The following is an 11671-nucleotide window of genomic DNA, read 5'->3' as shown; positions in this document are numbered from 1 at the left end:
TATATCCTCCCTTCAAATTTAGTGTTCATCATTTACAAAATCATCAAGTTCTAAATCTTCTTCTTGGAATCCATCTAATGCAAAGTTATCAAACTCAACATCTTCCTCAACTTCTTCCTCTGATATTGTATAACTATCATCTACATTTATATCATCAGATACAACATCTTCTGTACCCTCAATATTAACTTCTAACTCTTCCATATCTTCTTCAGCGAATTCTTTAAGTCTAACTTCTTGATTCTCATCATTTAATACTTTAACGTCTAAGCATAAAGCTTGAAGTTCTTTAATCAGAACTTTAAATGATTCTGGAACTCCTGGCTCAGGTATGTTTTCTCCCTTAACGATAGCTTCATATGTTTTAACTCTACCTACTACATCATCTGATTTAACAGTTAATATTTCTTGTAGTGTATGAGCAGCACCATATGCTTCTAACGCCCAAACTTCCATTTCTCCAAATCTTTGACCACCGAATTGTGCCTTACCACCAAGTGGTTGTTGAGTTACTAATGAATATGGTCCTGTTGATCTTGCGTGAATCTTATCATCAACTAAGTGAGCTAGCTTTAAGATATACATTATACCAACAGTTACTTCGTTATCAAATGCTTCTCCTGTTCTACCATCATATAAAACAGTTTTTCCATTTGCATTATATCCCGCTTTTTCTAAGCATTCTTCAATATCTTCTTCAGTAGCTCCATCAAATACAGGAGTAGCTATATGCCATCCTAATTGACTTGCTGCCCATCCTAAATGAACTTCAAGTACCTGCCCGATGTTCATACGAGATGGAACCCCAAGTGGGTTCAAGCATATTTGTAATGGTCTACCATCAGGTAAGAATGGCATATCTTCTTCTGGTAATACTCTTGAGATAACCCCCTTATTACCGTGACGTCCAGCCATCTTATCTCCAACAGAAATCTTTCTCTTTTGAGCTATATAACATCTAACTAGTTCATTAACTCCTGGATTTAATTCATCGCCATTTTCTCTAGTAAATACCTTAACATCTACTATGATTCCAGCTTCTCCATGAGGTACTCTTAATGAAGTATCTCTTACTTCTCTAGCTTTCTCTCCAAATATAGCTCTTAGTAATCTTTCTTCTGCAGTTAATTCAGTTTCTCCTTTAGGCGTTACTTTACCTACAAGAATATCTCCTGATCTAACCTCAGCTCCAATTCTTATTATTCCTCTATCATCTATATCTTTTAATGTATCTTCACTTACATTAGGAATATCCCTAGTTATTTCTTCTGGTCCTAGTTTTGTATCTCTTGCCTCACATTCGTATTCTTCTATATGAATTGAAGTAAAGACATCTTCTCTAACTAGTTCTTCAGAAATAAGCATGGCATCTTCATAGTTATAGCCTTCCCAAGTTATGAATCCCATTCTAATGTTTTTACCTAGTGCTATTTCGCCTAAATCAGTTGATGGACCATCAGCTAAAACTTGGTTCTTAAACACTATTTCACCCTTATCTACTAAAGGTCTTTGGTTTATACATGTACCTTGGTTACTTCTCTTAAACTTCAGAAGTCTATAAGTATCTATACCACCGTCTACGTCTCTCTTAATTCTTATTTCATTAGAGCTTACGTAAACTACTTTCCCTGCATTTTTAGCCTTTGGAAGAACTCCAGAGTCTACAGCTGCTTTAAATTCTATCCCAGTACCTACTATTGGCGCCTGAGGTTTTAATAAAGGAACAGCTTGACGTTGCATGTTAGATCCCATAAGTGCTCTTGAAGCATCGTCATTTTCAAGGAATGGTATCATAGCAGTAGCTACTGAAACTATTTGTCTTGGTGAAACATCAATTAAATCAACTTCTTCAGCATTTACTACTAATACTTCATCTAGGTATCTAACTGTTACTCTTTTATCAACAAACTTTCTGTCCTCACTAATAGGCTCTTTAGCTTGTGCTATAAGATATTGGTCCTCTACATCAGCTGTAAAGTATTCTATTTCATCAGTTATTATACCTTTTTCCTTATCTACAACTCTATAAGGAGTTTCTATAAATCCATATTCATTAACCTTAGCATATGTTGCTAAAGAGTTAATAAGCCCTATGTTTGGTCCTTCTGGAGTTTCTATAGGACACATTCTACCATAATGGGAGTGGTGAACGTCTCTAACTTCAAAACCTGCTCTTTCTCTCGAAAGACCTCCAGGTCCTAAAGCTGATAACCTTCTTTTATGTGTTAATTCTGATAATGGATTTGTTTGATCCATGAATTGTGATAATTGTGAACTACCAAAGAATTCTTTTATAGCAGCTGCAACAGGTCTTATGTTAATTAACATTTGAGGTGTTATAGCTTCTTGGTCTTGAATAGTCATTCTTTCTTTAACTACTCTTTCCATTCTTGATAAACCGATTCTAAATTGGTTTTGTAATAGCTCTCCAACTGATCTTAATCTTCTATTTCCTAAGTGGTCTATATCATCAACATAGCCAACATTATATGGTAAACCCAATTCGTAGCTTATTGTCGCAAATATATCATCCCTTATTATATGTTTAGGAATAAGTCTGTTTATGTTTTTCTTTATTTCTTCTTTTATAACATCTTCATCTTCATAATTATCTAATATCTCTTTTAATGTTGGGTAGTGAACAAGCTCTCTAACATTTAAATCATCAATATTAAATGATATAAATTTCTTAATGTCTACAAAATGGTTACCAATTACTCTAACCACTTTATCTTCTACTAGTATGTCTGCTGAGTTAATACCAACATTTTGAATTTCTTCTGCAACAGATCTGCTAATCTTTTCACCTTGCTCAACCATAATTTCCCCTGTTTGAGGATTAATTATGTCTGTAGCTGCTACTTGATTAACTAATCTTAAATTTAAAGCTAACTTCTTGTTAAATTTATATCTACCAACTCTTGATAAATCATATCTCTTCGCATCGAAGAATAATGAATCTATAAGAGATATAGCACTATCTACTGTAGGTGGTTCACCAGGTCTTAATCTCTTATATATTTCTAATAAAGCTTCTTCTTTAGTCTTAGTATTATCTTTTTCTATTGTAGCTTTAAATCTTTCATCTTCTCCAAAATAGTCTAAAAGTTCTTGATCACTTCCAAATCCCATAGCTCTTGCTAATATAGATATAGGAAGCTTTCTTGTCTTATCTATTCTTACATAGATAATATCGTTAGAATCTGTTTCATATTCTAACCATGCTCCTCTATTTGGAATTACTGTTGATGAATATAATTTTTTACCAGTTTTATCAACATTAAAATTGTAATAAACGCCTGGTGATCTTACTAATTGACTTACAATAACTCTTTCAGCACCATTTATGATGAAAGTACCTTGCTCTGTCATTAATGGGAAGTCTCCCATAAATACTTCTTGTTCTTTAATTTCTCCAGTTTCATTATTTTGTAATCTTACTGAAACTTTTAATGGTGCAGCATAAGTAGAGTCTCTCTCCTTACACTCTTCCACTGAATACTTAATATTATCCATATCAAGCTTATAATCAATGAATTCAAGCACAAGATTACCAGTAAAGTTTGTAATAGGATTGATATCATCAAAAACTTCATGAAGTCCTTCCTTTAAAAACCACTGATATGAATCTAATTGTACCTCAATAAGATTTGGCATTTCAGTTACATCTTTAACTTTACCAAAACTCATTCTAGTTCTTTTTCCGACTTGGACAGGATGTACCATGAATTTTCACCCCTTGTATAAAACTAAAATAACCAAAAGCACACTTTCCCTAAGGACTTATGCTTTCGGACAGCATCACTTATTAGTATAACCATCTTCTGTTCGATTATACATTTTTTTCATATGAATATATAGCTATCCATATTGAATAGTACATTTAATGATACTATCATACTATTCTTTTAATGTCAATTAATTTATTGTATAACTTATGTTAATCTATAATAAATTACATTTCAAGTAATTTTTATATAAAACTATATAAAGTATCCCAGGATTTTGATATTTTATATAGTTTTATTTGAGCAATTAAAAAGGTGCCTTTAACAGCACCTTTTCAATTTAAAAGTTAATTACTTAACTTCTACTTCAGCTCCAACTTCAGCTAATTTAGCTTTCATGTCTTCAGCTTCTTCTTTTGATACAGCTTCTTTTATTGTCTTAGGAGCTCCATCAACTATTTCCTTAGCTTCTTTTAATCCTAATCCAGTTAATTCTCTAACAACTTTGATAACTTTGATCTTTTGTGATCCAGCGCTAGCTAATACTACGTCGAATTCAGTCTTTTCTTCTGCAGCTGCAGCACCTGCAACAGCTCCTGCAGCAGCTACTGGAGCAGCCGCACTTACACCAAATTCTTCTTCACAAGCTGTAACTAGCTCGTTTAATTCTAAAACAGTCATTTCTTTTATAGCTTGAATTATATCTTCTCTTGTCATTTTAATTGCACCTCCAAATTTTTATCAGTTATTATTCAGCTGACTCTGATTCTTTTTTTTCTTTAATTGCATTTAATAAATATGCAACGTTTGATAATGGAGCTTTGAAGCTTCCAAGAAGTTTTGCGATAAGAACTTCTTTTGATGGTATTGTAGCAAGTTTTTCAACTTCTTCTTTATTGTATAAAGTTCCTTCTACCATACCAGCCTTTAATTCTATCTTCTTATGATCCTTAGCAAATGTATGTAATACTCTTGCTGGAGCAGTAGCATCTTCATATCCGAACGCTATAGAAACTGGTCCTTCTAAATATTCATCAAGACCTTCGATTCCTAATTCTTTAGCTGCTAATGTTACTAGGTTGTTCTTATAAACCTTATATTCAACACCAGCTTCTCTTAAAGATTTTCTTAAAGCTGTATCTTCTTCAACTGTTAAACCTTGATAGTCTGCTAAAACGATCGCTTGAGCTTTTTCTAATTTTTCTTTAATCTCAGCAACTTTAGCTTCTTTAATTTGTCTATTCTTGTTCATTACTGTGTGTCCACCTCCTCACAGTTTTCAACTGCAAATTTATATTAAGAAAGGCCTTCCCATAGACATAGGAAGACCAAATAATTACTTACCTTGGTATTCCTCGGTAGGCAATTATTTTAAACCTTTCGGCACCTACTGTCTTTGGAATCAGTATTCTCTTTAACAACAGATAAAATTATATTACACAACTATCCGTTTGTCAATACTAATCTAAAACTTTTGTTGGGTTAACCTTTGCTCCAGGACCCATAGTGCTTGAAACAGATACTGACTTAACGTATTGTCCCTTAGCAGCTGCTGGTTTAGCTTTTATTAAAGCATCCATTAAAGCACGGAAGTTTTCTTGTAATTTTTCTACACCAAATGATTTCTTTCCAATTGGGCAGTGAACTATAGCAGTTTTATCTACTCTATATTCAACTTTACCAGCTTTTATTTCAGCAATTGCTTTAGCAACATCAAATGTAACTGTTCCTGATTTTGGGTTTGGCATTAATCCTTTAGGTCCTAAAACTCTACCGATTCTACCAACAACACCCATCATATCTGGCGTAGCAACTACTACATCGTAGTCAAACCAGTTTTCGCTTTGGATCTTTTGAACTAATTCTTCCGCTCCTACGAAATCTGCACCAGCTTCTTGAGCTTCTTTAGCTTTTTCTCCCTTTGCAAACACTAAAACTCTTACAGTTCTACCTGTTCCATTTGGAAGAACAACAGCTCCTCTAACTTGTTGATCTGCATGTCTTGGGTCAACCCCTAATCTAACATGTAGTTCTATAGTTTCATCAAATTTTGCCTTAGCAGTCTTTACTGCTAAATCTAAAGCTTCAGATGGAGTGTATAATGCACTCTTATCTATTAATTTTGCGCTTTCAATATAATTCTTTCCCATAATTTGCCTCCTTTGTGGTATTAGCGGTTTTTACCTCCCACTTTTTTACGAATTACTCTTCAATAGTTACTCCCATACTTCTTGCAGTACCTTCGATCATGCTCATAGCAGTTTCGATTGTAGCTGCATTTAAGTCAGGCATCTTTAACTCAGCAATTTTTCTAACTTGATCCTTAGTTAATTTTCCAACTTTAGTTCTGTTTGGAACTCCTGAACCACTTTCGATTCCTAATTCCTTCTTTATAAGAACTGCTGCTGGTGGAGTTTTTAGTATAAAACTAAAAGATCTATCTTGGTAAACTGTTATAACAACTGGTATTATTAATCCAGCTTGGTTAGCAGTTTTTGCGTTGAACTCCTTACAGAATCCCATGATGTTAACACCGTGTTGACCTAATGCTGGTCCTACTGGTGGTGCTGGTGTTGCCTTACCTGCAGGAAGTTGAAGTTTAATCATTCCTGTTACTTTCTTAGCCATGTATTATTCCTCCTATACTGTGGTAATACGGACCTTAGTCCTCCCACTTTATTAAAACATTAGCTTATATTAAACTAATTTTTCAACTTGTGTAAATTCTAGTTCAGCTAAAGTTTCTCTGCCAAACATATCAATTAACGCTTTTATTTTGCGTTTTTCTAGATTTATCTCTTGGATTATAGCAATAAATTCTTTTAATGGTCCAGAGATAACTCTTACACTTTCCCCTACCTCCAAATCTATTTCTACCGGAGTTTCTTGAACTCCCATAGACTCAACTTCTTCATCGGTAAGAGGAACTGGTTTAGAAGCTGGGCCAACAAACCCAGTTACGCCTCTAGTGTTTCTAACCACATACCATGACTCATCAGTCATTAGCATTTTTACTAACACATATCCAGGAAACTTCTTTTTAAGAGAAATCTTTTGTTTCCCATCTTTCTCTTCTATCACTTCTTCCATAGGCACTTGAATGTCTTGAAGTAAGCTTTGAAGATTTCTATTTTCAATGGTTTTTTCAAGATTTACTTTAACTTTGTTTTCGTAGCCTGAGTATGTATGTACAACATACCATCTTGCTTTTTCGCTCATATTTCCTTATAGGTGGTTACCACCTAAACCTCCTTACTTTAGTTTTAAAATGAATTTAAAGAGGTTTTGAAAAATATAATCTAACCCGCCTACTAATACTATATATATCAGTACGACTACGCCAACTGCAATTAACGCTTTTTTAGTATCATTTTTAGAAGGCCAAGTTATTCTTTTAACTTCTGCCTTAACCTCTCTAAAAAATTTAAATACGCCACCTTTATCAGGTGAATTTTTAGTTAAATTTACATTTTCCTTAACAGCCATTACTTCACATCCTTAATTTTTGTGAGTATATGTCATCACTATATCAGCTAACTATTTAGTTTCTTTATGAAGTGTATGTTTTTTACAGAACTTGCAGTATTTATGCATTTCTAATCTGTCTGGGTTATTTTTCTTGTTCTTCATTGAATTGTAGTTTCTTTGCTTACACTCTGTGCATGCTAAAGTTATCTTTACTCTCACAGTCTGCACCTCCAGTTTACCGTAAATAATATAAAACCTTATTACTTTATGTTAATTTAATTTCGTTAATTACCTAAACACATTATCACAAAACATGCATTATGTCAATATATAAGCCTTTGTAAAGGACTAGGTAATCCCACCCAGCCCTAAACTATATACTAATAATACATATTACTCTATTATGCTAGTAACAACTCCTGAACCTACAGTTCTTCCACCTTCTCTGATAGCGAATCTTAATCCTTCATCCATAGCTATTTGATTGATTAATTCAACGTTCATATCGATGTGGTCTCCTGGCATAACCATTTCCATTCCGTCTGGTAACTTAATTGAACCAGTAACATCAGTTGTTCTGAAATAGAATTGTGGTCTATATCCATCGAAGAATGGAGTGTGTCTTCCACCTTCTTCTTTTTTAAGTACATAAACTTGACCTACAAACTTTTTATGTGGCTTAACTGTTCCAGCTTTCGCTAAAACTTGACCTCTTTCGATGTCTGTTCTTTGAACTCCTCTTAAAAGAACTCCAACATTGTCTCCAGCTTGCGCTTCGTCTAGTAACTTTCTGAACATTTCTATTCCCGTTACTACTACTTTTCTGCTTTCTTCTTGTAATCCAACGATTTCTACTTCGTCTCCTACCTTAAGAATTCCTCTTTCAACTCTTCCTGTTGCAACTGTTCCTCTACCAGTGATCGTAAATACATCTTCTACTGGCATTAAGAATGGCTTATCTGTTGCTCTTTCTGGAGTTGGAATGTAGCTATCTACAGCATCCATTAACTCAAGTATTGGAGCGATTGCTTTTTCGTCTGTTGGGTTTTCTAATGCTACTAAAGCTGATCCCTTAACTACTGGAATATCGTCTCCTGGGAAGTTGTATTCTGATAATAATTCTCTAACTTCCATTTCAACTAGTTCTAATAATTCTTCGTCGTCTACCATATCTGCTTTATTTAAGAAAACAACTATGTAGTCAACTCCAACTCTTGATGCAAGAAGAATGTGCTCTCTTGTTTGAGGCATTGGACCATCTGCAGCTGAACAAACTAATATTGCTCCATCCATTTGTGCAGCACCTGTGATCATGTTCTTAACATAGTCAGCATGTCCTGGACAGTCAACGTGAGCATAGTGTCTGTTTTCTGTTTGATATTCAACGTGAGAAGTATTGATTGTAATACCTCTTTCCTTTTCTTCTGGAGCTTTATCTATTGCAGCATAATCAAATGCTTCTGCAAATCCCTTTTTTGATAAAACAGTTGTGATTGCAGCTGTTAAAGTTGTCTTACCGTGGTCAACGTGACCGATTGTTCCAATGTTTACGTGTGGTTTACTTCTTTCGAATTTTTGCTTTGCCATTGTAAAATCCTCCTTTAATCTTTGTAATAAACTTTGCCTAGCGTTTTGTATCGTTTTGCTTAATATATTGAGCTTACTACAAAGATTTAAGTAATTTATAAATTACAACAATCATTATTAGTAAGCACTCAACTATACTGGAGCTCACGATCGGGATTGAACCGACGACCTCCGCCTTACCAAGGCGACGCTCTACCTACTGAGCTACGTGAGCATTTCCATATAATGCTTCTATAGTTTAATATACCAATTATAAAGTTTACTATTGTTCAAAAAATTTGTCAATAAAAATTTAGCGACTTATTTTTCTGTATATAGACATTTTTCAAGCTTTCGCTTTACTCTTTGTAAGGCATTATCTATAGACTTAGCTTGCCTATCTAAATCACATGCTATTTCTTGATATGATTTACCATCTAGATAGGATTGAAGCACTTCCATTTCTAAGTCTGATAAAACTTTAGCCATTTCACCTTCTATATGCTTTAGCTGCTCTTTTCCTATTAAAAGCTCTTCTGGGTCTGTTATTTTTAATTCTGATAAAACATCTATTAGTGTTCTATCTGATTCTTCTTCATATATGGGCTTATTTAAAGATATATATGTGTTTAAGGGAATATGTTTTTGTCTTGTTGCTGTCTTTATAGCCGTTATTATTTGTCTAGTAACACATAGCTCTGCAAAAGCCTTAAAGCTTGTTAATTTATCAGATTTAAAATCCCTTATAGCTTTATATAATCCTATCATTCCTTCTTGATAAATATCTTCTTTATCTGCCCCAATAAGAAAATATGATTTCGCTTTAGCTTTTACAAAGTTTTCATACTTAGATATTAAGTATTCTTGTGCTCTGCTATTTCCTCTTTTTGCTTCATCAACTACTTCTTCATCTAGTTTGTTTTGAAATTCCACAAACGGACTAGTATCTTTTTTGGTATTCTCCACCATATATCACCCCTTTAAGCCCTCTATTATGATAAATATATTAATCAAAATTATTAATCACTTCGTCTTATAGCTTCTAATTTTTTAAATATGTCTTCATCAACATTATCTCCCAAGTGATTTTTAGATAATGACATATTTTTTTGTGCCTTTTTGTTAATTCTATTTTGAGTTTCTAAAACTTCATTATAGAACTCAAGAGCAGATATTCTTACTGCACCTCTTTGGAATATAGTTTGTTGTTCAAGCCAATCTGATGTAACAACATAAACTTCAAATCTTCTACCTAAGTTATGTACTTCTCTTTCTATATAAGAATCTGCTGTTTCACCATCTTTTGTAAAAACTATACTTATGTTTTTATTTATATCTTGCTTTTTTTCAATGCTCCTATTAACCTTATGAGCATCAAATACTATTATTATTTTGCATCCTTCATAAACTGAGTAGTTATGTAAACTATCTATTAAACTCTGTCTTGCTCCATCAAAGCTATAGTCTTTTTGTTTCTTCAAATTAGGCCAGCTGTTTATTACGTTATATCCATCAACAAATATAATTTTCACATGTTACCTCTTTGATTTTGTTATTTTATTAGTCTTCCCTTTAATATTTCATACATCATTATACCACCTGCAACTGAAGCATTTAAAGAGTTAATTTTACCTATCATAGGAATTTTAACTAGTTTATCACATTTTTTCAAAGTAAGCTTAGATATTCCTCTTCCCTCACTTCCTATAACTACTGCGCATGGTCCACTAAAGTTAGCTTGATAACTATATTCTTCTCCGTCTATATCTGCACCATAAATCCATAATCCTGCTTCTTTTAATTCATCTATTGCTGAATTTATATTAGTTACTTTTGTTATTTTCATATGTTCAATAGCTCCAACTGAGCATTTATAAACAGTAGAAGTTATTCCTACATTTCTTCTTTTTGGTATTATTATTCCATGAACTCCACATAGCTCAGCTGTTCTTATTATAGATCCTAGGTTATGAGGATCTTCTATTTCATCTAATATTACAACAAATGGATCTTCTTTCTTCTCTTTTGCTAAATTTAGTATATCTGCAATTTGGCAATATTTAAACGGAGTAACTAAAGCTACAACCCCTTGATGGTTTGTTCCATTAGTCATTATATCAAGTTTCTTTCTATCAACTTCTTTTAATACTAAACCTTTTTCTTTTGCTATATTTATTATAACTTTAATTGATCCTTCCATGTTACCATTAGCAATATAAAGACATTCTATTGTTCTATCACTTTTTAATACTTCCATGACAGCATTTCTACCGATAATTAGATCTTCTCTCGCTTCTACTTCTACTGCATTATTAATATTTTCTCTTGAATAATCTTTTGCTTTTCTATTTTCTTTTACATCATACTTTTTACCTTGTGATGAATTGTTTTCAAGCATTTGTCTTTCCATTCTAGCTTTCATTCTAGACTCTCTATTTCCCTTTGTCATCTTAAATCACTCCTTACGTCTATTATATACTTTTCCTTAGTTATGTTAACTGTAATTCTGTAGATTTTTCTAATATAATATATAGCCTTTCTTTATTTCCTGTTAAATATAAATATCCTACTAAAGCTTCAAATCCAGTAGCATTTCTATAGTCTATTACCTCTGCATTTTTAGGTATTGTTGCAGATTTTGTATTTCTTCCTCTTTTGTAAATATATAATTCATCTTCTGTTAAGGTATCTTCTATACTATGCATTATAGTTGATTGACTCTTAGCTTTAACATAACCTATTGCTTTTACATGTATTTTATGAGCTGATAATTCAGTATTGTTAGAAAGTATATGATTTCTTATATATATTTCATATACACCATCACCTATCAGTGCTAACTGCAAAGGATTTAATCTCCTAGCTTCTTCTTTACTAAATTCTCTCACTCTTAAATCCTCTAACATATT

The 11671-nt window shown here is 33.0% G+C and carries 13 protein-coding genes, 1 tRNA gene and 1 other annotated feature; all 14 genes read right to left on the bottom strand.

Features of this window, described 5'->3' with window-relative positions:
• Positions 1-18 precede the first annotated feature (18 nt).
• Positions 19-3726 (bottom strand): DNA-directed RNA polymerase subunit beta, encoded by a 3708-nt coding sequence (gene rpoB, locus ACH36K_RS03135; RefSeq protein WP_411169522.1) that lies wholly within the window; start codon positions 3724-3726, stop codon positions 19-21.
• Between the two features lie 353 nt (positions 3727-4079).
• Positions 4080-4445: a 50S ribosomal protein L7/L12 gene (gene rplL / locus ACH36K_RS03130; protein WP_411169521.1), complete on the bottom strand. Its 366-nt coding sequence runs from the start codon at positions 4443-4445 to the stop codon at positions 4080-4082.
• 31 nt (positions 4446-4476) lie between these two features.
• Positions 4477-4980, bottom strand: a complete 504-nt coding sequence (gene rplJ, locus ACH36K_RS03125; protein WP_411169520.1) for a 50S ribosomal protein L10 — start codon at positions 4978-4980, stop codon at positions 4477-4479.
• A 37-nt stretch (positions 4981-5017) separates the two neighbouring features.
• Positions 5018-5146: a sequence feature (ribosomal protein L10 leader region), on the bottom strand.
• 42 nt (positions 5147-5188) lie between these two features.
• Positions 5189-5878, bottom strand: a complete 690-nt coding sequence (gene rplA / locus ACH36K_RS03120) for a 50S ribosomal protein L1 (protein WP_411169519.1) — start codon at positions 5876-5878, stop codon at positions 5189-5191.
• Between the two features lie 52 nt (positions 5879-5930).
• Positions 5931-6356 (bottom strand): 50S ribosomal protein L11, encoded by a 426-nt coding sequence (rplK, locus tag ACH36K_RS03115; protein ID WP_008681208.1) that lies wholly within the window; start codon positions 6354-6356, stop codon positions 5931-5933.
• Between the two features lie 69 nt (positions 6357-6425).
• Positions 6426-6947: a transcription termination/antitermination protein NusG gene (gene nusG / locus ACH36K_RS03110; RefSeq protein WP_411169518.1), complete on the bottom strand. Its 522-nt coding sequence runs from the start codon at positions 6945-6947 to the stop codon at positions 6426-6428.
• A gap of 33 nt (positions 6948-6980) precedes the next feature.
• On the bottom strand, positions 6981-7214 hold the full coding sequence (gene secE / locus ACH36K_RS03105) for a preprotein translocase subunit SecE (protein WP_322458501.1): 234 nt from the start codon (positions 7212-7214) through the stop codon (positions 6981-6983).
• Positions 7215-7265: 51 nt separating this feature from the next.
• Positions 7266-7415 (bottom strand): 50S ribosomal protein L33, encoded by a 150-nt coding sequence (gene rpmG, locus ACH36K_RS03100; protein ID WP_008681213.1) that lies wholly within the window; start codon positions 7413-7415, stop codon positions 7266-7268.
• Positions 7416-7589: 174 nt separating this feature from the next.
• On the bottom strand, positions 7590-8783 hold the full coding sequence (tuf, locus tag ACH36K_RS03095) for an elongation factor Tu (protein ID WP_411169517.1): 1194 nt from the start codon (positions 8781-8783) through the stop codon (positions 7590-7592).
• A gap of 138 nt (positions 8784-8921) precedes the next feature.
• Positions 8922-8997 (bottom strand) — tRNA-Thr (locus ACH36K_RS03090).
• An 86-nt stretch (positions 8998-9083) separates the two neighbouring features.
• Positions 9084-9731, bottom strand: coding sequence for an RNA polymerase sporulation sigma factor SigH (sigH, locus tag ACH36K_RS03085; RefSeq protein WP_411169516.1), 648 nt, complete (start codon positions 9729-9731; stop codon positions 9084-9086).
• 50 nt (positions 9732-9781) lie between these two features.
• Positions 9782-10294 carry an NYN domain-containing protein gene (locus ACH36K_RS03080; RefSeq protein ID WP_411169515.1) on the bottom strand — a complete coding sequence of 171 codons (513 nt, stop codon included), beginning with the start codon at positions 10292-10294 and terminating at the stop codon, positions 9782-9784.
• A gap of 20 nt (positions 10295-10314) precedes the next feature.
• Positions 10315-11211, bottom strand: coding sequence for a 23S rRNA (guanosine(2251)-2'-O)-methyltransferase RlmB (rlmB, locus tag ACH36K_RS03075; RefSeq protein WP_411169514.1), 897 nt, complete (start codon positions 11209-11211; stop codon positions 10315-10317).
• Positions 11212-11251: 40 nt separating this feature from the next.
• The gene (locus ACH36K_RS03070; protein WP_411169513.1) at positions 11252-11668 is read right to left on the bottom strand and encodes a Mini-ribonuclease 3; all 417 of its coding nucleotides are present in this window, start codon (positions 11666-11668) and stop codon (positions 11252-11254) included.
• Positions 11669-11671 lie beyond the last annotated feature (3 nt).

Source organism: Clostridium sp. MB05 (genome assembly GCF_046581255.1).
Classification (GTDB): Bacteria; Bacillota; Clostridia; order Clostridiales; family Clostridiaceae; genus Clostridium.
This window is presented reverse-complemented; position numbering and strand designations above follow the sequence as displayed.

Bases quoted from the DNA above. Each gene is read 5' to 3' on its own strand.
- tuf (WP_411169517.1), bottom strand. From the start codon at position 8,783: ATGGCAAAGCAAAAATTCGAAAGAAGTAAACCACACGTAAACATTGGA.
- rplL (WP_411169521.1), bottom strand. From the start codon at position 4,445: ATGACAAGAGAAGATATAATTCAAGCTATAAAAGAAATGACTGTTTTA.
- sigH (WP_411169516.1), bottom strand. From the start codon at position 9,731: ATGGTGGAGAATACCAAAAAAGATACTAGTCCGTTTGTGGAATTTCAA.
- rplJ (WP_411169520.1), bottom strand. From the start codon at position 4,980: ATGAACAAGAATAGACAAATTAAAGAAGCTAAAGTTGCTGAGATTAAA.
- secE (WP_322458501.1), bottom strand. From the start codon at position 7,214: ATGGCTGTTAAGGAAAATGTAAATTTAACTAAAAATTCACCTGATAAA.
- rpoB (WP_411169522.1), bottom strand. From the start codon at position 3,726: ATGGTACATCCTGTCCAAGTCGGAAAAAGAACTAGAATGAGTTTTGGT.
- rplK (WP_008681208.1), bottom strand. From the start codon at position 6,356: ATGGCTAAGAAAGTAACAGGAATGATTAAACTTCAACTTCCTGCAGGT.
- nusG (WP_411169518.1), bottom strand. From the start codon at position 6,947: ATGAGCGAAAAAGCAAGATGGTATGTTGTACATACATACTCAGGCTAC.
- ACH36K_RS03070 (WP_411169513.1), bottom strand. From the start codon at position 11,668: ATGTTAGAGGATTTAAGAGTGAGAGAATTTAGTAAAGAAGAAGCTAGG.
- rlmB (WP_411169514.1), bottom strand. From the start codon at position 11,211: ATGACAAAGGGAAATAGAGAGTCTAGAATGAAAGCTAGAATGGAAAGA.
- rplA (WP_411169519.1), bottom strand. From the start codon at position 5,878: ATGGGAAAGAATTATATTGAAAGCGCAAAATTAATAGATAAGAGTGCA.